The sequence below is a fragment of the Scandinavium goeteborgense genome, from assembly GCF_003935895.2.
Taxonomy (GTDB): Bacteria; Pseudomonadota; Gammaproteobacteria; order Enterobacterales; family Enterobacteriaceae; genus Scandinavium; species Scandinavium goeteborgense.
Genome location: NZ_CP054058.1, coordinates 2,357,807 through 2,379,302, shown reverse-complemented (window position 1 = coordinate 2,379,302; position 21,496 = coordinate 2,357,807). Strand labels below are relative to the sequence as shown.

The following is a 21,496-nucleotide window of genomic DNA, read 5'->3' as shown; positions in this document are numbered from 1 at the left end:
ATAACTTGCTAGCAAAATATCATTAACATAATGGTTAATTGCGTTACATGTGGTTATGGAATAGCCGACAAAAAGCCCGGCATTTTGTCTTTGCCGGGCTTTTTGTGTTTAGAGATCGAAGAAAACCGTTTCAGCTTCACCCTGGAGATGAATATCAAAGCGGTAAACAACCTCATTGCCGCGCTGTTCGCGCTGGCCAATCAGCGTGTTGCGGCGGACTTCCCACTCAATCAGGTTCAGTACCGGGTCGCGCTGATTGGCATCCTGCTCATCGGAGAAATACATCCGGGTGTTCAGGCCGATGTTAATCCCACGGGCCACAATCCACAGATTCACATGCGGGGCCATCAGGCGACCGTCACGCCCAACGACCGCGCCAGGCTTGATGGTCTCAAAGCGCCAGACGCCCGTGTCGAAGTCAGAGCAGCTGCGTCCCCAGCCACGAAAATCACCGTCGAGGCGTTTGTCCTGCTGTTGGTCGGCAGGGTGGTTATAGCGCCCCGCGGCGTTGGCCTGCCAGATTTCCAGCAGGACATCACGCACCAGCGTGCCGGAGCCGTCGAACACGCGGCCTTCAAGGGTAATGCGCTCGCCTTCGGTATGGCTGTTGGTCAGCACCGGGCCGAAGTTTTTCTCGAAGATGTGAAAACCGGCGGTTTCCGGGGCCAGACCAATGTGCACATACGGCCCGGCGGTTTGCGAGGCGGTTTCAGCTAAATAGTCTTTCATCGCGCGGCTCCCTGAGTACGGTTTTCAAACAGCGTGGCGCGACTGCCGCGCAGCACCAGATCGAAACGATAGGCGAGGCTGTCCAGCGGCACGGCGGCGTGGGTGTCAAGTTCAGCAATCAGGGTGCGAATAGCGTCATCATTATTGATGGTTTTCACAATCGGACACTGTTTGATCAACGGGTCACCCTCGAAATACATTTGGGTAATCAAGCGTTGGGCGAAGGCTTCGCCAGACAGAGAAAAGTGGATGTGAGAAGGGCGCCAGTCGCTGGCCTGATTCCGCCACGGATACGGGCCGGGCTTGATGGTGCGGAAAAAGTAATAGCCGTTCTCGTCGGTCAGCACGCGGCCACAGCCCCCAAAATTCGGGTCCACGGGGGCCAGATACTGATCTTTCTTATGTCGGTAGCGGCCACCCGCATTGGCCTGCCACACTTCTACCAGGGTATTTTTCATCGGACGACCAAAGCCGTCACGCACGTAGCCGTGGACGATAATGCGTTCGCCAATCGGCAGCCCGTCTTTGGCGTAGTTAAGGATAAGATCGTTGTCCTGCGGGCCAAGATCGTCACTGCTAAATATCGGGCCGGTAATTTCCGAGAGTGAGTTTTGCAGGGAGATCAGCGCATTACGCGGCGAACGCAGCACGCTGGTTTTATAGCCGGGGGCAAAGGCGGGCGGGTGACTGTTGTAATCACGATGCACCACTTCGCGTGGTGTCCATTTTTCGGTCATAGGGCGCTCCGGGTCAGAGGACTTCTTTATTGTTGTGATATCGTCACTCGGAGTGTGTGTAATCATATTGTTAATTTAAAGTGAATTTATACGGCTTTTTGCATAACGCCAGGTTATAAACCGCACAAAAGCAGGGCGTAAAGCGAGAGGTTATCCGCGATCACAATTCAGAAATTCTTCCTCCCGGCGGCAAATGGCTTATGTACACTCCAGGTAATATTCACTGGAGACATGACATCATGGCGAACACCATCACGGCTGATGAGATTCGGGAAAACTTTTCGCAGGCAATGTCAGCGATGTACCAGCAGGAAGTTCCGCAGTACGGCACGTTGCTGGAACTTGTGGCGGATGTAAACCTGGCGGTGCTGGAACATAATCCGCACCTGCATGAACAGCTGGCGAACGCTGACGAGCTGGCGCGACTCAACGTTGAACGCCACGGCGCAATCCGCGTAGGCTCTGCCGATGAACTGGCGACCTTGCGCCGCATGTTTGCGATCATGGGCATGAAGCCGGTCAGCTATTACGACCTCTCTCAAGCGGGCGTGCCGGTGCACTCCACGGCGTTTCGCCCGGTGGAAGATGCCGCCCTGGCGCGCAATCCGTTTCGCGTCTTTACCTCGCTGCTGCGCCTTGATCTCATCGACAACGTTGTGCTGCGTGACAAAGCCGCCGACATTTTGGCGAAGCGCGATATCTTCACGCCGCGCTGCCGCGAGCTGATCGGCCACTTTGAGGCTCAGGGCCAGTTCACGGCGGCTGAGGCGAAAGAGTTTGTCAAAGAGGCGCTCGAAACCTTCCGTTGGCACAGTCACGCCACGGTGGAGCAGGACACGTATCTGGCGCTGCACAATGAACATCGCCTGATTGCCGATGTGGTGTGCTTCCCCGGCTGTCACATCAATCACCTCACGCCGCGCACGCTCGATATTGACCGCGTACAGCAGCTGATGCCGGAATATGGCATCGAGCCGAAAGTCCTGATTGAAGGCCCGCCGCGCCGTGAAGTGCCGATTCTGCTGCGCCAGACCAGTTTTAAAGCGCTGGAGGAGCCGGTGCTGTTCGCCGGGGAACATCGCGGCACGCATACTGCGCGATTTGGTGAAATCGAACAACGCGGCGTGGCGCTGACGCCGAAAGGGCGCGCGCTGTACGACGCCTTGCTGACCGAAGCCGGAACCGGCAAAGACAATCTCAGCCATCAGCAGCATTTGTCGGAGATGTTCAAAGCGTTCCCGGACAGCGAAATGTTCCTGCGCCGTCAGGAGCTGGCCTATTTCCGCTACCGTTTGACGCCGACCGGAGAATCTCATCGTCAGGCGTTTCGCCCCGGCGATGACCCGCAGCCATTGATTGAACGCGGCTGGCTGGTGGCGCAGCCCATCACCTACGAAGATTTCCTGCCGGTTAGCGCTGCGGGTATTTTCCAGTCCAACCTCGGCAATGAAACCCAGGCTCGAAGCCACGGCAATTCCAGCAAAGCCGCGTTTGAAGCCGCGCTCGGCTGCCCGGTGCTTGACGAATTTCAGCTCTATCAGGAAGCCGAAGACCGCAGTAAGCGGCGGTGCGGTTTATTGTAAGCCGCGTCGAAGAAACGTAGGCCCGCGTCAGCGCAGCGCCACCGGGCAAACCCGCCCTTTGACGTTGCGAATCGGGTTAAAACCCGCATAAACTGGGTGCATTGCTGATAAAGGAAGCACGCGATGCATAATCCCTCCATGCCGCTGGTGCACACCCGGCAGGGCTCCCTGCTGGGGCTGACCGACAACGAAATTCACATCTGGCGCGGTATTCCGTTTGCCGCGCCGCCCGTTGGGCCACTGCGCTGGCGTTCTCCGCAGCCTGTTGCGTCGTGGCATGGCGTGCGTGACGCGCAAACCTTTTCCCCTGCAAGCTGGCAAAACATCGAATACTGCCGCGAACTGGGCGGCGGTGACCCTGGTCGATTCTCCGAAGATTGCCTCTATCTCAACGTCTGGGCGCCTGCAACACCCGCGAAGCCATTGCCGGTGATGGTCTGGCTGCACGGCGGTGGGTTTACGATTGGCGCGGGCAGTTTGCCGCCGTACGACGGACACGCGCTGGCGAAACGCGACGTGGTGGTGGTCACCGTTAACTATCGGCTCGGTCATCTGGGCTGTTTCGCGCATCCGGCGCTGGACGGTGAAGAGGGCGAGCGGGTCTGTAATTTCAGCCTGTTAGATCAAATCGCGGCCCTGAAATGGGTGCAGGAAAATATTGCCGCTTTTGGCGGTGATAGTGACAACGTCACATTATTTGGTGAATCCGCCGGGGCGCGCAGCGTGCTGTCATTGTTGGCTTCGCCAAAAGCCAATGGATTGTTTCATAAAGCGATTATCCAGAGCGGTTATACGCTGCCGGACACACCGCTTGATAAAGCGATGGCGCAGGGCGAAGCCGTTGCTGCCCATTTCGGCTTGCAGAATGCCAGTGCAGAACAGTTGCGCGCCATTCCGCCCGAGGCGTTCTGGCCGCTGGAAGGCGCGCTAAAACCCGGCCCGGTTCCGGTGTGCGGCGATGCGGTTTTACCGGAATCAATGCTGGAGATGTTCTTCACCGCGCGCCAGCATCCGGTGCCCATTATGGTGGGGTCGAACAGCGATGAGGCCAGCGTAATGGCGGTGTTTGGCGTTGACCTCGCCGGGCAAATCCAGAAGCTTCGGCAGGAGCGCCGCCTGGGTCTGGGGCTGATTAAGCTGTTGTATCCGGGCGTGAAGGGCGATATCGAACTGGGCCGTCAGGTGTGTCGCGATATGGCGTTTACCACGCTCGGTTACGTGCTGATGCAGGCGCAACAACGCGTCGGGCAGCCGTGCTGGCGTTACTGGTTCGATTACGTCGCGGAGGCGGAACATCACACTTATAAAAACGGGGCGTGGCACGGCAACGAAGTCCCGTACGTGTTCGATACGCTAAATCTGGCGGAACCTTCGCGTCACTACGTGAACGCGCGGGATCTGGCCTTTTCGGCGCAGGTGGCCGATTACTGGGTGAATTTTGCCCGCAACGCGAGCGTGGCGTGTGACACGCTGCACGGTCCGGTGCGCTGGCCGGCATCAATCAAAGGTCGCGACCGTCTGCTGCGGATCGGGCTGAACAAACTGGCCGGATTCAAAGTGGAAAACCGCTTTATGCGTGCGCGTCTGGCGTTGTTTCGGCGAGTGATGCGTCATCACGTGACGCTGGATTAAGCAGCCCGCTGCGAAACTGGTTCAGCCCGATGGCTTTGGCGGAGACTTCGCGCACCACAAGGCGGTAGCTGGCCCCGGTTTTAACACTCAGCGCAGAGGGCCGCACCAGCCGTCCGCTGAGCAAATCCTCTTCTACCAAGGTTTCATCGGCAATTGCCACACCAAACCCCTGAATGGCGGCGGTGATCGCCAGGTCCATGGTGTCGAAATGCTGATTCTTTTGCATCGCCGATGGCAACGGCGCCGGCAGCTGCGCCAGCCACAATGACCAGTCGGTTTTATCGCGGGTGGGATGCAAAAATGTCATGCCTGAAAACGGGATATTATCCGCCAGCCGATGACTGACCACCGGCGTGAGCGACTCCTCAAACAGCAAATCGCCTGCATTCATATGCGTGCCAAAAACAATCGCGGCATCAAAGGGTTCGGTTTTGAAATTCACCGAATGCTCAGTGGTGGTGGTGAGCGCAATTTGCATGTCGGGAAAACGCTGCTCGATGTCCACCAGACGCGGCACCAGCCAGCGCATGGCACAAGTCGGCGCTTTCAGGCGAACCACGGTCTGCTGTTGGCGTGCCTGTTCGGCGACCATCACCATCTGGTTGAACGAGGTCATCAGTTCCGGGTAGAGCGCGCTGCCCTGAGGCGATAAACGCAGGCCGCGCGCCAGGCGCTCAAAAAGCGGAAAACCAAACCAGGCTTCCAGCGTGGCAATCTTACGGCTCACCGCGCCTTGGGTCAGACACAGCTCTTTCGCCGCGTGCGTCAGATTGAGATGACGGGCGGTCACCAGAAAGGTTTCGATGGCATTCAGGGGCAACTGGCTACGTGACATGCTGACTCCAGCTATGCAAATTATTCATGGCGAGTATGACATGGCGTTACAGCTCGATAAACGGCAATCGCCTGCGGCCACGTTCGGCTGGTTTCGCTACCGCGTTCGCGATGTTTTCCCCGATTTCTGCACTGACCGTCAGGCCCTGGATAAACGGCCTGTCATGCATCAAATACGGCAGGGCGCCAAAGGCGATACGCCCGCGCATGCAGGGCGGCTCAAGCAGGGTGTAATCGTCGGCGACGTCGGGGAAATCCTCCCCGGTGGCCTCAAGCTGCTGGCGTAAAGAGGGGAACGGCAAATCCTTTATCTTTAATGATTTCTGCCCGCGGGCGTCAATAAAAGTATCGAATGAGTAAGTGCCATCCTGGCCCGAAATAACCGTGCCGTGTTCTTTCACTGTCATCGTGTAATCCTCGCCGAGGGCATGCAGACTGAGGATCCCGGCCTCACGCAGGGCCAGTAGCCGGCGAATAGACTGCGGCGGAATGGCGGTGTAGTTATCGATAAACACCTTCGCCAGCCCGTGCTTAAAGCGTTCCCGGTCGGCGTCAGTCAGCGACGGCACGATATCCTCTACCGGCTCGTGTAACCGCAGAATGGTATAGCGCCAGGGCACGGTGTGTTTATCGCGTTTGTTACGTTCTACTTCTTGCAGGTTCGCTTCTGCCCACTGGAATGGACCGTGGTTTCTGCGGTCGGCAAACCATGCTTTCGCGAAGGTATCTGCATTTAAGGTGTGAAGAGCGATTTTCGCGCTCCACGCCGGGTCGGCCTGTTCAAGTTCCTCAACGATCAGCGCAAATACGCGGTCGAGTAATCCGTCGCTTCCGGCGGCAATTTCCCGCTGAAGCGCCGATTCCGTCACTACAGCGAGGGGTTCGTAGGGAAGAGGACAGTAAAAGTCAGCCTCGGGCAAAATCCCCGAGCGGGACAGCAGCGTAATCTGCAAGGCCTGACTGGCATCGTCGAGCGTGAATTGCGTGGGCTGGTCGTCGGTCTCTGTAAACTTGCCGTGCTGCACGACGACGGCCATCGCGGCGTCAATGGCGCTTAGCGAGGCACCCATAATGCCGATGTTGCCCGCGTCGATTTTGGCTTCAATCAAGCCGGACCACGGGCTGGGGAAATACGTTCGCGTCGCCGTTTCGTCGTCCGGCCAGACGTGCCCGGTGGCGATCACCGCTAAATCAAAGGGCGCTGAAACGGCTTCACCTTCAGCCCACAGGGTCACGCCCGCGTCGGTAACCTTGAGGTCCGTAACTTCGCAGGACTCGTTCACCGTAACCTCAAAACCCTGGCGTTTTGCCTGGTTGACTAACTGCAAGAACTGGTCGCGGTAGTATTCCCCGAGCAAAATGCGCGGCAGAAACTGGCGCTCGTGTAAGGTGTCGGTCTCCACGCCATAGCGTGCCAGATGCGCCGGACTCTGGCTTTTGAGCCATTCCAGATAGCGGCTAAATATCGGTGGAATTTCAATGCTGGCAATGTTCGCCAGCATCAGACGCGAGTTGTCTTCATCTGCGTAAGGCATCCCAACGCCCGCTTCATCGGCACGTTCATACACCGTAATGGCGACCGGGGTCTGGTTCTTCAGCATCGAGAAAAAGGTGTAAATGCCGGTGGGGCCACTGCCGACTATCGCGATTCTTTTCATTGTTGCTCACCTGAATTTGACTGCTGTAAGTCTAGACTCTGCTGCCAGCTATGCAATTTTCTCATGGCTACTATGACAACAATTCGATTGTCGCCTTCCGAGGCTTTGTATTGAATAGTTATGCATATTTACTGAGAAAGGATTGGCAATGACTCTGCGTTCTCCGGTGAAAACCCGTACCAAGCTGCCCGATGTGGGCACCACTATCTTTACCGTGATTGGCCAGCTTTCTTCTCAGCATAACGCCATTAATCTTTCCCAGGGCGCGCCGAATTTTGCCTGCGATACGCGGCTGGTACAGAGCGTGACGCGCGCGATGGAAGAGGGACATAACCAGTATGCGCCGATGACTGGGCTGCATGCCCTGAAAACGCGTATCGCGGACAAAATTGCCGATTTGTACGGCACGCAGTACGACGTGGACAGCGAAGTGCTGATCACCGCCAGCGCCAGCGAAGGGCTTTATTCCGCGATCAGCGGGCTGGTACACCCCGGTGATGAAGTCATTTACTTTGAGCCGTCGTTCGACAGCTATGCGCCGATTGTCCGTTTACAGGGCGCCACGCCGGTGGCCATCAAGCTGACAGTGCCGGATTTCACCGTCAATTGGGACGAAGTGCGCGCGGCAATCACGCCGCGTACGCGGATGATCATCATCAACACGCCGCATAATCCGAGCGGGAAAGTGTTCGATGCCAACGATTTAAACCAGCTCGCGGCCTTGACCCGCAACACCGATATTGTGGTCCTGTCCGACGAAGTGTACGAGCACGTGGTGTTCGACGGTCAGCCGCATCACGGCATGGCGACGCACCCGCAGCTGGCAGAGCGCAGCGTGATTATTTCGTCTTTCGGCAAGACCTATCACGTCACCGGCTGGCGCGTGGGTTACTGCGTGGCTCCGGCGGAATTGATGGACGAAATCTGCAAAGTGCATCAATTTTTGATGTTCTCCGCCGATACGCCGATGCAATATGCCTTCGCGGAACATATGAATGATCCGCAAACCTGGCTGTCGCTTGCGGCTTTATATCAACGCAAGCGCGACCTGCTGCAAACCCTGTTGGCGGAGTCGCCGTTTAAGCTGCTGCCAAGCCAGGGCTCGTTCTTCCTGCTGGCCGATTACAGCCATTTCAGTGATGAAAGCGACAGTGAAATGGTGAAACGCCTGATTGTAGATCACGGCGTGGCGACTATTCCGCTGTCGGCGTTCTACACCGATGGCACAGATAACAAACTGATTCGCCTCTCTTTTGCTAAAGATGAGGCCACATTACGGGCAGGCGCTGCGGCCCTGTGTCAGGTTAAATCACGTTAAGGGGCGTTGGCGATGAAACTGAAAGCACTGATTGTGGGTATGGGCCTGTTCTGTTCGGTCTCTTCCTTTGCGGCAGGCGAGTTGCGTTTCGGCGTGGAGGCGGAATACCCGCCATTCGAGAGCCGTAATTCCGCGGGCGAACTGCAGGGTTTTGATATCGATTTGGGTAATGCCATCTGTAAAGCTGCCGCGCTGAAATGCAGCTGGGTGGAAAGCTCGTTTGATTCGCTGATCCCAGGTCTGGTGGCCAAGAAATTTGACGCCATTAACTCGGCGATGAACATCACCGAACAGCGCCGTAAAAGTATTGATTTCACCCAGCCGATTTACCGCATTCCGTCACAGTTAGTCGGGAAAGAAGGCAGCGGGATGCAGGCCACGCCGGAAGGGCTGAACGGCAAAACCATCGGCGTGTTGCAGGGTTCTATTCAGGAAACCTATGCCAAAGAGCATTGGGAAAAGCACGGCGTGACCGTGGTGTCCTATAAAGATCAGAACATGGCGTGGGCCGATTTGCTCAATGGTCGCATTGACGCCTCGCTGGTGATGTCTGCCGCCGGGCAGGCCGGGTTCCTCAGCAAACCGCAGGGCAAAGGGTTTGGCTTTATCGGCAAACCGGTAGCGGATGACACCATTCTGGGCAGCGGCATTGGTTTTGGCCTGCGCAAAGGCGATACCGCAGAGAAGAAACAGCTGGATGCGGCTATCGATAAAGTGCGCGCCGACGGCACTATCACTAAACTTGCCGCGAAATACTTCCCGGGTATCGACGTCAGCGTGAAGTAAAAACAGCGTACTCTTTTGGCCCTGTGAGTGATGTCGCTCCCGGGGCTTTTTTATTTTTATCGGCTTACGCTTTTTTACAGCCCGATTCAGTCACTTCCGATCGCAATTATTTATTTCCGGGTTTGGGCGCATTTTGTACCGCCAACAATTGGATTATCAGCGTTTTTTGTCTAGAGTGGGCGATTCTTAGCGAAGTCGATTATCACAGAAGGACGCTGACTCAGGCATGAATCGCAGACACTTTATAAAATCTTCAATGGCTGTAGCCGCGGTGAGCGCTACAACTGGAATCGCCTCTCTCTTCTCCAAAGCGGCCCTGGCTGATGACTCGTCAATTGCCGATGGGCAAACGCGCCGCTTTGACTACTCCGTTCTGCAATCCATGGCGCGTGATTTAGCGAGCCAGCCGTGGGGCGGTGCACCGAAAGACCTGCCGAAAACCTTGGCAGAGCTGACGCCGCAGGCTTACAACAGCATTCAGTACGACGCCTCTCAGTCGCTGTGGAACAACATCGAAGATCGCAAACTGGATATCCAGTTCTTCCACGTTGGGATGGGCTTCCGCCGCCGCGTGCGCATGTTCTCCCTCGATACTGTGTCCCAGCAGGCGCGTGAAATTCACTTCCGCCCGGAGCTGTTCAAATACAACGACGCGGGCGTCGACACCAAACAGCTGGAAGGGCAGACCGATCTCGGTTTCGCCGGCTTCCGTACCTTTAAAGCCCCTGAACTGGCGCGCCGCGATATCGTGTCGTTCCTCGGCGCGAGCTACTTCCGCGCGGTCGACAACACCTATCAGTACGGCCTGTCCGCCCGTGGCCTGGCGGTGGATACCTTCACCGACACGCCGGAAGAGTTCCCTGACTTCACCTCGTTCTGGTTTGAAACCGTCAAACCGGGCGCCACGGTCTTCACCGTGTATGCGCTGCTCGACAGCCCAAGCGTCACCGGTGCCTACAAATTTACCGTCAACTGCCAGGAAACGCAGGTGATCATGGATGTGGAAAACCACATCTTTGCGCGCAAAGACATCAAACAGCTCGGCATTTCTCCGATGACCAGCATGTTCAGCTGCGGTAACAACGAACGCCGTACCTGCGACACCATTCACCCGCAAATCCACGACTCCGATCGCCTGGCGATGTGGCGTGGCAACGGCGAGTGGGTTTGCCGCCCACTGAACAACCCGCAGAAACTGCAGTTCAACGCGTTCCAGGACAAAAACCCGCGCGGGTTTGGCCTGTTGCAGCTTGATCGCGATTTCTCACACTATCAGGACGTCATGGGCTGGTACGACAAACGCCCAAGCCTGTGGGTCGAGCCGCGTAACCAGTGGGGTGAAGGCGCTGTCTCGCTGATGGAAATCCCGACGACCGGCGAAACGCTGGATAACATCGTCTGCTTCTGGCAGCCGAAGAAAGCGGTGAAGGCGGGCGACGAGTTGGACTTCAAATATCGTCTGTACTGGGCCGCACAGCCGCCGGTACGTTCCCCGTTAGCACGCGTGATGGCGACCCGTACCGGTATGGGCGGTTTCCCGGAAGGCTGGGCGCCGGGCGAGCATTACCCTGAGAAATGGGCGCGTCGTTTCGCTATCGATTTTGTCGGTGGCGACCTGAAAGCGGCGGCACCGAAAGGCATTGAGCCGGTGATCACCCTGTCTAACGGTGAAGCGAAGCAGGTAGAGATTCTGTACGTCGAACCGTTCGACGGCTATCGGATCCTGTTTGACTGGTATCCGACTAACGACTCAACCGATCCGGTTGAAATGCGCATGTTCCTGCGCTGTCAGGGCGATGCGGTCAGCGAAACCTGGCTGTATCAGTATTTCCCGCCGGCAGCGGATAAACGTCATTACGTTGATGACCGCGTAATGAAGTAAGTTGCACATTGTACGGGCCCATTTCGTGGGCCCGTGCAAGTGTAGGCCCGGCAAAGGTAATGCTGCCGGGCAAGTCCGTTTTACTGATAACGTGTCGCCAGTTTCGGCGATTGCCCGCTAAACGCCTGCAAATTGGCATTCAACGCATTATCCAACAGCGTCACATCTTCCACACCCGGCGCGCAAATCACTTCTCCGATTTCCAGTGAACGCAGGCTGGCAGTAACGACATCTTCCGCCGTCATGCGCGGCAATGCGCTCAAATCCATTCCCTGACGCTCGTGAAACTCGGTCGCAACCACGCCCGGACACAAGACCTGCACATTCAGTCCCGCAGGCTTCAGTTCTTCATTCAATGCCAGCGACAGTGACACCAGATGCGACAGCGCGGCAACATAGGTCGCCCGGCCCGCAGCCTGTCCGAGCGGGGCGGTGGCACCGAAGCCCAGCATCCCCGCGACGTTAATGATGATGCCGGTGTTGCGTGCCACCATGCCCGGGGCGGCGGCGTGGGCCAGCAGCGTTGGCGCGACCACTTTGACCTGCAACAGTTCGCTGGCTTTTTCCACTGGCAGCGCGGTGAAGGCCATATAGTGCGCCACGCCTGCATTGTTAATGAGCAGCGTCAGCGGTTCCTGGCGGCACAGTTCCGCCACGCGGTTCTGACCATCGGCCTGGCTTAAATCAGCAACCATCGGGCGAATTTGCCCGGCCGGGAATTCAGCGGCCAGCGCGTCAAGGCGGTCCTGGCGTCGGCCAACGGCAATCACGTTGTAGCCGTTGTTTGCAAGGCGACGGGCGAAGGCCTGGCCAATACCTGAGGTCGCGCCGGTGACGAGGGCGAGGCGTTGAGTTGAATTTGACATAAAAGTGCTCCTGGTTGACGCCGAAACGTTTCTGGCGTGCGGTTGATGTCGGTCATCTTAGTGAGCAATGGCGCAAACGATAATCCCCTCGCGGGCGCACGGCCTGTTCGCCATGGCGCACAATGGCGCGAAATACGCTATTCTGTAGCGCCATAAACGGCGATATAGGTGCATATTAAAATGCCAAAACGAACAACTGACGAACTGAGCGACCTGAAAGCGTTCGCCGCCGTGGCCCGCGCGGGTGGCTTTCGTGAAGCGGCCAGGCTGTTGCAGCAAAGCCCATCGGGCCTGAGCGATGCGGTGCGGCGGCTGGAGAATCATCTGGGCGTGAGGCTGCTGCATCGCACCACCCGCAGCGTTTTGCCGACGGAGCAGGGCCAGCAGCTGCTGGAGCGCGTTGCGCCCGCGTTTGCTGAACTGGAACTGGCGCTGCAAATCGTGAACTCTGCCCGTGATAAGCCCGCGGGCAATCTGCGGCTGAACGTGCCGGTTAACGCCACGCGGCTGTTTCTGGCCCCGCTGCTGACGCGCTTTCTGCAACGTTTTCCTGACATCAGCGTAGAGGTGATCGCCGAAACCGGCGTGATCGATATCGTTGCCGCCGGGTGCGACGCGGGGATCCGCTACGACGATCGGCTGGAGCAGGACATGATTGCGATGCCGATTGGGCCGCGCGAACAGCGGTTTGCCACTGCTGCCGCGCCAGCGCTGTTGGAAAAGACGGGCCGCCCGCAGCACCCGGACGATTTGCTGAAAATGCCGTGCATCCGTGGGCGCTTTGCGAAAGGCAATCTTGAGCGATGGAGCTTTCAGCGCGGGGAGGAGGTTTGCCATATTGAGCCGCATGGCCCGCTCATATACAGCGGTGGCACCGGGGCGGATTTGGGCGTAAGCCTGGCGCGGGAAGGCTTCGGCGTTATCCATCTGTTCGAAGGCTGGCTGCGGCCGTATCTCGACAGCGGCGAGCTGGAGCCTATCCTCGAACCCTGGTGGCAGCCGTTCGCTGGGCCGTTTCTTTACTACTCCGGACGCAAACTGCTGCCGCCGCCGTTAAGGGCATTTATCGATTTCGTCAAAGCCGGGGAATGATGCACGGCTGCCCGGCGGCGCTGCGCTGGCACGGGCCTACCAATCCCGTAGGCCCGTGCCACTCAACCTAACGGGCCGCCGACGATGGTTTCGCGCATCCCGGCCAAAATGCGGTCGCCGGTTTCCTGGTACAAATCGGCGTACCAGGCTTTGGTTTCCTGCATATCTTTGCCGTGGGTCACGTCGCAGCGTTTACGCGCTTTGAGCACCAAATCTTTCACCCGCCAGGCGCGTTTTTCCTGATAGCGCAGCAGGGCGTCTTCAATGCCCAGCGAGTGCGTTTGCAGGGTCATCGCCAGCACCACCGCGTCTTCCATTGCCGCACAGCCGCCCTGGCCGATATCCGGTGTCGTGCTGTGCCCGGCGTCGCCGAGCAGCGCCACGCGGCCACGCACCAGCGTTTCCAGCGGTTCGATGTCGTGAATTTCAATGCGGTTGGTGGTCTGCGGGTCAATCTGCGCAATCAACTGCTGCACCGGTTCAGCCCAGCCGCTGAAATAACGCTGTAAATCGGCGCGCGCGGTATCGCGGTCTTCCGCCAGGCCCGTCGGCAGCGGTACATCGAAGAAGAAGTAGAAGCGATTCCCGGCAACTGGCATCAGCGAGACGCGTTTACCTTCGCCGACCCAGGTGGTCCACTGGTTGGCGGGCGCGAGAGAGTCGTCGATAGTGACCAGTCCGTTCCAGTTGACGTACCCGGCGTAGCGGCGTTCCGTCTGATAGCCAATCACCCACGAGCGGATCGCCGAATGCGCGCCGTCGGCAGCGACCAGCAGATCCGCTTCGGCGGTGTGTCCGTCTTCAAAGGTGGCGCGCACGCCGTCCGCAAAAGATTCCACGCTCACCACCCGTTTGCCGAACTGCACGTCGTCGCGTCCGTAGGTGTCGAGCAGCATGTCCTGTAATCCCGCGCGTGCCACGGGCCACGGGCGTTCGCCGACGCTTTGCACCAGCGGGTCGAGGCTGAAACGCGTCATAGTCTGGTTATGGCGGAAATCGCGATAGGACATATACTCCAGTGGCCCCCCTAATTTTCGCAGTTGCTCTTTCATACCCAGCCAATTCAGGCACTTAACGCCGTTTGGCCAGATTGAAATGGCAGCCCCAACCGGTTTAATCTGTTTAACAGCTTCATAAACCTCGGTTTCAATGCCGCACTGCTTCAGGGCGATGGCCGCAGAGAGGCCACCAATGCCACCACCAATCACGATTGCTTTCATCTTGTTGTCTCTCCTTTGGGTTACAAACGGGTAAAGCAAGAGACGTGCCAGCCGGGCGTGCCGCGCCAGCCGCGGGTTTTGCGTAGTATGCCCGTCCATGGCGCACGATTGTGATGAAGGTGTGCATTGTTTTAGTGCGTTTTCGCTGGCAATAAGGAGTCATCATGATCGAAGAACTTCCACTACAGGACGAGACAATCTCGGTGTTAAAGGGGGTTTCGCTGCATGCAGCGCATGAGCGTTTTGTTTCACCGCTGCACCAATTGGTTCTTAGTAATCGTCACTGGCTGCAGCATTCGCTTAACTGGCCGCAGTTTGTCGGCGGGGAAGACGATACCCGGCAAAACCTGCTCAGCAACCGGATGCTGCACCAGCGCGGTTACGCCAAGGTCTTCATGATTGTGCAGGGTGATGAGGTGGTGGGCGTGCTGTCGTTTAACGCGATTGAGCCGCTGAACAAGACGGGTTACATCGGCTACTGGCTGGATGAGGCGCATCAAGGCCAGGGGATTATCAGCCGTTGTTTGCAGGCGTTTATGCACTATTACGCGCAGCAGGGCGAAGTGCGGCGGTTTGTGATCAAGTGTCGGGTGGAGAATGAGCGCAGCAACCAGGTGGCGCTGCGCAACGGGTTTTTACTGGAAGGCTGCCTGAAACAGGCGGAGTTTCTCAACGGCCATTATCACGATCAGAACATTTACGGCCGGATTATCGACGAGGTTTTAGAGTGAGCCCAGCAGCGGCGTGCGGGTCACGCGTTCGTCGCCGTTGATAACCTTGCGCCCGCGAATGTGAATGCGGTCGCCAGCATAGGCTTCGATAATGGCGTTGCCGCAGATTTCGACGCGATGCTCGATAACCACGTCACCGATGACCCGCGCGTTGCCCTCAATCAGGATTTTGTCGTCGAGCAGAATCGGGCCGCCGCGCAGCCATGCGTGACCGCCGATCAGCACGTGATGCTTAAGCACGCAGTTGCCTTCGACCACCGCGTTTTCCGCCACCTGCGAGCTGTATCGCAACGTGGGAATCGCGTCTTCGCCTCTGCCCGCCACCACGCGCGCATTGCCGTAAACTTTTGCGCAGTCGCACACCCAGACGTTGTTTTCTTCGTTGCCCTGCAACAGCGCGGCGTCAAACACTTCAGCCCGATGCTCGATAAAGGCCTGGTCGACAATCGCCTCGCCGTAGATTTGCGCCTGATGCACAACGCGAGAATTGCTGACGGTGGCGCGATCGTAGATTTGCAGGTGTTGCGTGCTGTCGGGCGTTAAACCCATAGCGGCGATAATGTCACACTCGTTGAGAATGCGCGCCTCACCGAAAATATGGCATTTTCCACGCACTCGCGAATGCTGAACAGTGACGTTGTCACTTATTTGTGCCTGATGACTGATAATCGCGCCGTCAATCCAGGCATTATCCTCAATCACTGCGCCGTGCGACAGGGTACAAGCCTGCGTAATGCGCGCATTGCCCGTTATCTTAGCGTCGGCAAATACCACGCTATTTTGATCGTAAATCCAGCAGTCGCCCTCCTGACTGAGCGCCGTTTCAGCGTCGACCCATCCGCCTGCGGTGTCCTGCGTCACGTCAGCAAAATCGCGTAGCGCGATGATCTGCCAGAGGGTAACGCTCTTTTTTTCAGTATCTTGCTGATAACTGTATGCACGTGAGGTGTCGCTGAGACGGTACTTGTTCATTACTCTTCTCGTAACGGGGGCTTAACATAAACGTAGCAAAGAATCTCAGTGACGCGACCCATAAGATTCTTTTAAAATGCATCTTTAAAGCATAAACCGATAGCCGATAAGGACTCCCGATGACCCGCTGCGATGAAAATTACTTCACTGATAAATACGGCATGACGCGCACCCATTCCGAAGTGCTGCATGCGGCGACCAAAATCGCCCCAGGCAAAACGCTGGATTTAGGCTGCGGAAACGGACGCAATAGTCTGTATCTGGCGGCGAACGGCTTTGACGTGACGGCGTGGGATAAAAACCCGGCGGGCATTATGAATCTGGAAACGGTTCGTCAGGCGGAAGGGTTGGATAATCTGCGCTCGAAAGAGCTTGACCTCAATACGCTGACGTTCGAGGGCGAATATGACTTTATTCTGTCGACCGTGGTGATGATGTTCCTCCAGGCCGACACCATCCCAGGGTTGATCGCCAACATGCAGCGCTGCACCAAACCGGGCGGCTGGAACCTGATCGTCGCGGCGATGGATACCGACGACTATCCGTGTAACGTCGGTTTCCCGTTTGCCTTTAAACAGGGCGAGCTGAAGGATTATTACGCAGGCTGGGAATTTGACCGTTATAACGAGGACGTCGGTGAGTTACATCGCACCGACGCCAACGGCAATCGCATTAAACTGCGTTTCGCCACTATGCTGGCGCGCAAACCCGCTTAACGCGCGGCCAGCAGACACAGCTGAAGGGCAACATTGTACGAAGCCTCGAACGATTTCAGCGGCAAAAATTCAAACTTCGAGTGGAAGTTGTGCGCGCCGGTGAAGAAGTTCGGGGTCAGCAGCCCTTTGGCTGACAGCGCCGCGCCGTCGGTGCCCCCGCGCATCGGCGTGGGTTTCGGCGTAATCCCCAGACTTTCCATTGCCTCAAACATCAGGTCGATAGCGCGACGATCTTCACCCACGGCGTTGCTGATGTTGCTGTAAGTATCGCTTATCTGAAATTCCACTTTGGCCGTCGGATACTGCGCGGCAATCTTCGCGGCGATATCGGCAATTTGCTGTTTACGGCGCTCAAAATTTTGCAGATCAAAATCACGAATATTGGCGCGAAGAATCGCCTGGCTCTGCACCGCGTCCATGCCGTTAAACCAGACGTAGCCTTCGCGGCCCTCGGTGTGTTCCGGCGTTTGCGACCGGTCAAAATGACTGATGAAATCCGTCGCCATCAACAGCGGATTCACCAACACGCCTTTGGCTGACATCGGGTGGGCGGTTACACCAGTGAAGCGGATTTCCGCGGCTGCGGCGTTAAAGTTCTCGTAAACAATCTCGCCAAGCTCGCAGCAATCGATGGTCCAGGCGAAATCGACATTGAAGCGACGCTCCAGATCCAGCGCTTTAGCCCCGCGCAGGCCCACTTCTTCATCCGGCACGAACGCCACCACGATATCGCCGTGACGCTGTTGCTCCGTCAAATTCTCCAGCAGGGTCATGACCACGGTGACCGCTGCTTTGTTATCCGCCCCAAGCACGCTGGTGCCGTCGCCGAAAATAATCTCTTCATCGGGATAGGCGAGAATTTCAGGATGCTCATCGACGCGTAGCCAGACGTTTTGTTCGGCGTTCAAACAGAGATCCTGACCGGTAAAACGCAGGATTTGTGGATGAATATCCGGTGCTAAACCGACGTCTACGGTATCAATATGGGTGATAAAACCGATGCGTGGCGCACCGTCGACGTTCCCTTTTTTCACCGCGGTGACGGTGGCGTGTTCGTCAATTTCAATGCTCTCCAGACCCAGCTGTGTCAGCTCTTTGGTGAGCTCTCGCGCCATTTCATGCTGACCAACAGTGGTCGGCAGCGTGGTGGCGCTGGCATCGCTTTGACTGGTGATAGCCAGGTAGCGGAAGAAGCGTTGGGTTAATTGACTGGCGAGCGGAGAAGACATAGTGATTCCTTCTTTATTTTAGTTATCAGGTGTTTGCAATTTGTGTTTGATGGTATCAATTGAAGTCTAAATCAATAAGAACAGGAAATGGACATGAAAAGCAAACTGACAACGCTGGCACTGGCGATAGCGGCCCTGACGGTAAGTTCCACCGTGGCGGCGAAGACGCTGGTGTACTGTTCGGAAGGATCACCAGAGAATTTTAACCCGCAGTTATACACCTCGGGGACCAGCGTCGATGCCAGCGCCGTGCCGGTGTATAACCGGCTGGTGGATTTCACTCCGGGTACCACTGAACTGGTGCCGAGCCTCGCGGAAAGCTGGGACGTGAGCGACGACGGCAAGGTCTACACCTTCCATCTGCGCAAGGGCGTGAAGTTTCAGAGCAACAAATACTTTACCCCAACGCGGGATTTCAACGCCGATGACGTTATCTTCTCGTTCATGCGTCAAAAGGATGAAAACAACCCGTACCACAAGGTATCCGGCGGCAGCTATTCCAACTTCGAAAGCCTCGAGTTTGGCAAGCTGATTACCCAAATCGACAAAGTGGATGACCATACGGTGCGCTTTACCCTGGCGCACCCGGAAGCGCCGTTTGTGGCGGATCTGGCCTGGTATTTCGCCTCGATTCTCTCCAGCGAATATGCCGACGCGATGATGAAAGCGGGCACGCCGGAGCGCGTCGACATGAACCCGGTAGGGACCGGGCCGTTTAAGCTGGCACAGTACCAGAAAGATTCACGCATTCTGTACACCGCCTTCCCGGATTACTGGCAGGGCAAGGCCAAAATTGACCGACTGGTGTTCAGCATCACGCCGGACGCCTCGGTGCGTTATGCCAAGCTTGAGAAAAACGAGTGTCAGGTGATGCCGTTCCCCAATCCGGCCGATTTGCCGCGTATGAAAGAAAACAAAGACATTAACCTGATGAGCAAGGCTGGGCTGAATACCGGCTTCCTGTCGTTCAATACCCAAAAGCCGCCGTTTGATAACGTGAAAGTGCGTCAGGCGCTGGCGATGGCCATTAACAAACCAGCGATCATTGATGCGGTATTCCACGGCACCGGCACCGTCGCGAAAAACCTGCTGCCGCCGGGCGTGTGGAGCGCCGACAGCGCGTTGAAGGATTACGACTTCGATCCGGAGAAAGCCAAAGCGTTGCTGAAAGAGGCGGGTTATCCCGACGGTTTAAGCGTCGATTTATGGGCGATGCCGGTGCAGCGACCGTACAACCCGAATGCTAAGCGCATGGCGGAGATGATCCAGGCCGACTGGGCGAAAATTGGCGTCAAAACCACCATCACGACCTATGAGTGGGGCGAATACCTGAAACGGGTGAAAGACGGTGAGCATCAGGCTGCACTGATGGGCTGGACGACGGCGACGGGCGATCCGGATAACTTCTTCGGGCCGCTGTTTACCTGCCAGTCAGCCAACGGCGGTTCGAACTCGGCGAAGTGGTGTTATGCGCCGTTCGATAAGCTTATCGCTGAAGCGAAATCGATAACCGATCAGCAGAAACGTACGGCGCTGTATCAGCAGGCGCAGCAGATGATGCACGACCAGATGCCCGCGGTAATGATTGCCCATTCGACCATTTTCGAACCGGTGCGCAAAAATGTCAGCGGCTATGAAATCGACCCGTTTGGCAAACACTTGTTCTACCCAGTTGACATCAAATAAGCCTTTCATCACCCACTATTTTTAGTGGGTGATAATTAAATCTGGAATATTAACGCAACCGCTTTTTTTCCCACAAAAAGACTAAGGTCGTTTGTTATAAAGAGCCCGCAATTGCACTTTTACAGGGACTCTTTTATGCATAGCAAAACTTTATTGAAAGTGGCCGCACTTGCGGGCACGTTAGCGCTTACCGGATGTGCTTCCAAGTTAGCCTCGCCTGACAAGTATTCTGGCTTTCTGAAAAATTACTCCGACCTCCAGGAAACCACGTCTGCCTCCGGCAAGCCGGAATTGCGTTGGATTGATCCGAACTACAACCCGGCGGATTACGACAACGTCGTGTATCACCCGATTGTCTATTATCCGGTACCCAAGCCGACGACCCAGTTTGGCGAACAGGCGATGTCTGAAATCCTGAATTACACCAACCAGGAAATGAAAAAAGCGATTTCTGAAAGGAAGCCGCTGGTCACCACCGCAGGCCCGCGCAGCCTGATTTTCCGTGGTGCCATTACCGGTGTGGATTCAAGCAAAGAAGGGCTGCAGTTCTACGAGGTTATTCCGGTCGCGTTAGTGGTGGCGGGAACGCAAATGGCGACAGGGCATCGGACCATGGACACTAATCTGTACTTTGAAGGCGAGCTTATCGACCCGAAAACCAATAAGCCAGTGATCAAAGTGGTGCGTAAAGGTGAGGGCCAGGACCTCGCGAACGAGAACACGCCCGTGACGGCGGAAACGTTGAAAGCGGTAATTGATGAGATGGCGATTGATGCCATCAAGTTTAGGCCTGACCCGGTGTAAATCTACAGCAATCCTGAGAACCGGCGGCGCAAACCGCCGGTTTTTTTATGCCACGCTTTTACGCATTACGCCGCGTTTAAACCAGGTTTCCGGTTTCGCGAACATCACCAGATTGCCTACCAGTATCAGCCCCAGACCAAGCACCGCATTGGCGTGCCAGACGTAACCTTCATAAAACGTTGAAATGGTCAGTGCCACTAGCGGGAACAGCAGGGTACTGTACGCCGCGTTGGACGGCCCGATGCGTCCGACGAGAGTAAAATAGGCACCGAAAGCGATAACTGAGCCGAAAATCGCCAGATACAACAGAGCCCCCATGTAGCTGAAAGTGAACTCCGGCATGAAATTATCGCCACGAATCAATGCAATCGCGCCCATGACTATCGTGCCGTACAGCATCGCCCAGCTATTGGTGGTCAGCGTTTCCAGGCCATGGCGCTGGTGACGAATACTCAACATGTTGCCCAGCGAGAAGCCGTATGTGCCCAACGCGCTGAGGCCGATCCCCATCAGCAGTTCGGTGCTCAGACCGCTGGCCTGCAAATCATCCCAGAACAGCGTCACGATGCCGATTAACCCGAGCAGTGCAGCGAGGTAAAAACGTCCCGGTGGCTGCTGGCGGTAAAACAGGAAGCTGTTGATGGCATTAAACAGTACCGCCATCGAGAAAATCACCGATTCCAGTCCGGTGTTGATCCACTTCGCCGCGGTGTAAAAACACCAGAAGTTAAAGCAGAACACGCAGCAGCCCTGAATGATGCAGAAAAGATGATCGCGCACCTGCAATTTACGCAGGCGTCCGATCACTTTCAGCACCACCATCAGGGTGACGCTGGCGACGGCAAAGCGCCAGAAGATCGACACCGGCGCGGCGACGGGTCCCTGTTGCAGGAAAATCGCAATCCAGGTGGTTCCCCAGATAACCACCACCAGAAAATAGAGCAGCACATTCATTATTTTTTTCTCTGTTCAGTCAGTAATAGCCTGAAGTGTGACCGACGGCACAAAAGCGTGCTTGCAG

The 21,496-nt window shown here is 56.6% G+C and carries 19 protein-coding genes; 10 read left to right on the top strand and 9 right to left on the bottom strand.

The features are described from left to right. Nucleotides 1-108 precede the first annotated feature (108 nt). Nucleotides 109-729, bottom strand: coding sequence for a protocatechuate 3,4-dioxygenase subunit alpha (pcaG, locus tag A8O29_RS12210; RefSeq protein ID WP_125352220.1), 621 nt, complete (start codon nt 727-729; stop codon nt 109-111). After that, nucleotides 726-1,466 (bottom strand): protocatechuate 3,4-dioxygenase subunit beta, encoded by a 741-nt coding sequence (pcaH, locus tag A8O29_RS12205; protein ID WP_125352222.1) that lies wholly within the window; start codon nt 1,464-1,466, stop codon nt 726-728. The genes pcaG and pcaH overlap by 4 nt, the downstream gene beginning before the upstream one ends. Before the next feature lie 239 nt (nt 1,467-1,705). On the opposite strand from pcaH, the gene hglS reads away from it, so the two are divergent. Both hglS and A8O29_RS12195 read left to right on the top strand, forming a co-directional pair. Next, a complete protein-coding gene (gene hglS / locus A8O29_RS12200; protein ID WP_125352224.1) occupies nt 1,706-3,049 on the top strand; it encodes a 2-oxoadipate dioxygenase/decarboxylase HglS in 1,344 nt (447 codons plus the stop codon). A gap of 123 nt (nt 3,050-3,172) precedes the next feature. Next, a complete protein-coding gene (locus tag A8O29_RS12195) occupies nt 3,173-4,681 on the top strand; it encodes a carboxylesterase/lipase family protein (protein WP_125352226.1) in 1,509 nt (502 codons plus the stop codon). On the opposite strand, the gene A8O29_RS12190 is transcribed toward A8O29_RS12195, so the two are convergent. Together A8O29_RS12190 and A8O29_RS12185 are read right to left on the bottom strand one after the other, a co-directional pair. Further along, on the bottom strand, nt 4,620-5,516 hold the full coding sequence (locus tag A8O29_RS12190) for a LysR family transcriptional regulator (protein ID WP_125352227.1): 897 nt from the start codon (nt 5,514-5,516) through the stop codon (nt 4,620-4,622). The genes A8O29_RS12195 and A8O29_RS12190 overlap by 62 nt on opposite strands. 46 nt (nt 5,517-5,562) lie before the next feature. Next, entirely contained in the window at nt 5,563-7,173 is a 1,611-nt protein-coding gene (locus A8O29_RS12185) for an FAD-NAD(P)-binding protein (RefSeq protein WP_125352229.1), read from the bottom strand. 148 nt (nt 7,174-7,321) lie between these two features. Between A8O29_RS12185 and A8O29_RS12180 the strand changes: the two genes are divergently transcribed. The 3 genes from A8O29_RS12180 to A8O29_RS12170 all read left to right on the top strand — a co-directional run bounded on the left by A8O29_RS12180 (nt 7,322) and on the right by A8O29_RS12170 (nt 11,159). Then, a complete protein-coding gene (locus A8O29_RS12180; RefSeq protein WP_125352231.1) occupies nt 7,322-8,491 on the top strand; it encodes a pyridoxal phosphate-dependent aminotransferase in 1,170 nt (389 codons plus the stop codon). A 12-nt stretch (nt 8,492-8,503) separates the two neighbouring features. Beyond that, complete coding sequence (locus tag A8O29_RS12175; protein WP_125352233.1) at nt 8,504-9,277, top strand: ABC transporter substrate-binding protein; 774 nt, start codon at nt 8,504-8,506, stop codon at nt 9,275-9,277. Nucleotides 9,278-9,503: 226 nt separating this feature from the next. Beyond that, nucleotides 9,504-11,159, top strand: coding sequence for a glucan biosynthesis protein D (locus tag A8O29_RS12170; protein ID WP_174081318.1), 1,656 nt, complete (start codon nt 9,504-9,506; stop codon nt 11,157-11,159). Between the two features lie 80 nt (nt 11,160-11,239). On the opposite strand, the gene A8O29_RS12165 is transcribed toward A8O29_RS12170, so the two are convergent. Continuing rightward, nucleotides 11,240-12,025, bottom strand: a complete 786-nt coding sequence (locus A8O29_RS12165; RefSeq protein ID WP_125352235.1) for an SDR family NAD(P)-dependent oxidoreductase — start codon at nt 12,023-12,025, stop codon at nt 11,240-11,242. Between the two features lie 180 nt (nt 12,026-12,205). On the opposite strand from A8O29_RS12165, the gene A8O29_RS12160 reads away from it, so the two are divergent. After that, the gene (locus A8O29_RS12160; RefSeq protein ID WP_125352237.1) at nt 12,206-13,117 is read left to right on the top strand and encodes a LysR family transcriptional regulator; all 912 of its coding nucleotides are present in this window, start codon (nt 12,206-12,208) and stop codon (nt 13,115-13,117) included. Between the two features lie 62 nt (nt 13,118-13,179). On the opposite strand, the gene hpxO is transcribed toward A8O29_RS12160, so the two are convergent. Next, nucleotides 13,180-14,337 (bottom strand): FAD-dependent urate hydroxylase HpxO, encoded by a 1,158-nt coding sequence (gene hpxO / locus A8O29_RS12155; RefSeq protein ID WP_125352238.1) that lies wholly within the window; start codon nt 14,335-14,337, stop codon nt 13,180-13,182. Nucleotides 14,338-14,501: 164 nt separating this feature from the next. On the opposite strand from hpxO, the gene rimL reads away from it, so the two are divergent. Then, complete coding sequence (rimL, locus tag A8O29_RS12150) at nt 14,502-15,068, top strand: 50S ribosomal protein L7/L12-serine acetyltransferase (RefSeq protein ID WP_125352240.1); 567 nt, start codon at nt 14,502-14,504, stop codon at nt 15,066-15,068. Here rimL and ydcK read toward each other — a convergent pair. Continuing rightward, on the bottom strand, nt 15,060-16,040 hold the full coding sequence (ydcK, locus tag A8O29_RS12145) for a YdcK family protein (RefSeq protein ID WP_125352242.1): 981 nt from the start codon (nt 16,038-16,040) through the stop codon (nt 15,060-15,062). The genes rimL and ydcK overlap by 9 nt on opposite strands. A gap of 119 nt (nt 16,041-16,159) precedes the next feature. Between ydcK and tehB the strand changes: the two genes are divergently transcribed. Then, nucleotides 16,160-16,756 (top strand): tellurite resistance methyltransferase TehB, encoded by a 597-nt coding sequence (gene tehB / locus A8O29_RS12140; protein ID WP_125352244.1) that lies wholly within the window; start codon nt 16,160-16,162, stop codon nt 16,754-16,756. On the opposite strand, the gene pepT is transcribed toward tehB, so the two are convergent. Beyond that, nucleotides 16,753-17,985, bottom strand: coding sequence for a peptidase T (gene pepT, locus A8O29_RS12135; RefSeq protein ID WP_125352246.1), 1,233 nt, complete (start codon nt 17,983-17,985; stop codon nt 16,753-16,755). The genes tehB and pepT overlap by 4 nt on opposite strands. Nucleotides 17,986-18,078: 93 nt before the next feature. Here pepT and A8O29_RS12130 point away from each other — a divergent pair, with 93 nt between their 5' ends. Then, nucleotides 18,079-19,671: an ABC transporter substrate-binding protein gene (locus A8O29_RS12130; RefSeq protein ID WP_125352248.1), complete on the top strand. Its 1,593-nt coding sequence runs from the start codon at nt 18,079-18,081 to the stop codon at nt 19,669-19,671. A gap of 135 nt (nt 19,672-19,806) precedes the next feature. Beyond that, nucleotides 19,807-20,475, top strand: coding sequence for a DUF3313 domain-containing protein (locus A8O29_RS12125; RefSeq protein WP_125352250.1), 669 nt, complete (start codon nt 19,807-19,809; stop codon nt 20,473-20,475). A 45-nt stretch (nt 20,476-20,520) separates the two neighbouring features. Here the strand turns inward: A8O29_RS12125 and A8O29_RS12120 are convergent, their stop codons facing one another. Next, nucleotides 20,521-21,429, bottom strand: coding sequence for a DMT family transporter (locus tag A8O29_RS12120; RefSeq protein ID WP_125352252.1), 909 nt, complete (start codon nt 21,427-21,429; stop codon nt 20,521-20,523). Nucleotides 21,430-21,496 lie beyond the last annotated feature (67 nt).

Excerpts from the sequence above, each read along its gene's own strand:
- A8O29_RS12120 (WP_125352252.1), bottom strand. The coding sequence starts at position 21,429 with ATGAATGTGCTGCTCTATTTTCTGGTGGTGGTTATCTGGGGAACCACC.
- A8O29_RS12185 (WP_125352229.1), bottom strand. The coding sequence starts at position 7,173 with ATGAAAAGAATCGCGATAGTCGGCAGTGGCCCCACCGGCATTTACACC.
- A8O29_RS12170 (WP_174081318.1), top strand. The coding sequence starts at position 9,504 with ATGAATCGCAGACACTTTATAAAATCTTCAATGGCTGTAGCCGCGGTG.
- tehB (WP_125352244.1), top strand. The coding sequence starts at position 16,160 with ATGACCCGCTGCGATGAAAATTACTTCACTGATAAATACGGCATGACG.
- A8O29_RS12190 (WP_125352227.1), bottom strand. The coding sequence starts at position 5,516 with ATGTCACGTAGCCAGTTGCCCCTGAATGCCATCGAAACCTTTCTGGTG.
- pcaG (WP_125352220.1), bottom strand. The coding sequence starts at position 729 with ATGAAAGACTATTTAGCTGAAACCGCCTCGCAAACCGCCGGGCCGTAT.
- A8O29_RS12180 (WP_125352231.1), top strand. The coding sequence starts at position 7,322 with ATGACTCTGCGTTCTCCGGTGAAAACCCGTACCAAGCTGCCCGATGTG.
- pepT (WP_125352246.1), bottom strand. The coding sequence starts at position 17,985 with ATGTCTTCTCCGCTCGCCAGTCAATTAACCCAACGCTTCTTCCGCTAC.
- pcaH (WP_125352222.1), bottom strand. The coding sequence starts at position 1,466 with ATGACCGAAAAATGGACACCACGCGAAGTGGTGCATCGTGATTACAAC.
- hpxO (WP_125352238.1), bottom strand. The coding sequence starts at position 14,337 with ATGAAAGCAATCGTGATTGGTGGTGGCATTGGTGGCCTCTCTGCGGCC.
- rimL (WP_125352240.1), top strand. The coding sequence starts at position 14,502 with ATGATCGAAGAACTTCCACTACAGGACGAGACAATCTCGGTGTTAAAG.
- A8O29_RS12195 (WP_125352226.1), top strand. The coding sequence starts at position 3,173 with ATGCATAATCCCTCCATGCCGCTGGTGCACACCCGGCAGGGCTCCCTG.
- A8O29_RS12125 (WP_125352250.1), top strand. The coding sequence starts at position 19,807 with ATGCATAGCAAAACTTTATTGAAAGTGGCCGCACTTGCGGGCACGTTA.
- A8O29_RS12175 (WP_125352233.1), top strand. The coding sequence starts at position 8,504 with ATGAAACTGAAAGCACTGATTGTGGGTATGGGCCTGTTCTGTTCGGTC.
- A8O29_RS12160 (WP_125352237.1), top strand. The coding sequence starts at position 12,206 with ATGCCAAAACGAACAACTGACGAACTGAGCGACCTGAAAGCGTTCGCC.
- A8O29_RS12165 (WP_125352235.1), bottom strand. The coding sequence starts at position 12,025 with ATGTCAAATTCAACTCAACGCCTCGCCCTCGTCACCGGCGCGACCTCA.
- A8O29_RS12130 (WP_125352248.1), top strand. The coding sequence starts at position 18,079 with ATGAAAAGCAAACTGACAACGCTGGCACTGGCGATAGCGGCCCTGACG.
- hglS (WP_125352224.1), top strand. The coding sequence starts at position 1,706 with ATGGCGAACACCATCACGGCTGATGAGATTCGGGAAAACTTTTCGCAG.
- ydcK (WP_125352242.1), bottom strand. The coding sequence starts at position 16,040 with ATGAACAAGTACCGTCTCAGCGACACCTCACGTGCATACAGTTATCAG.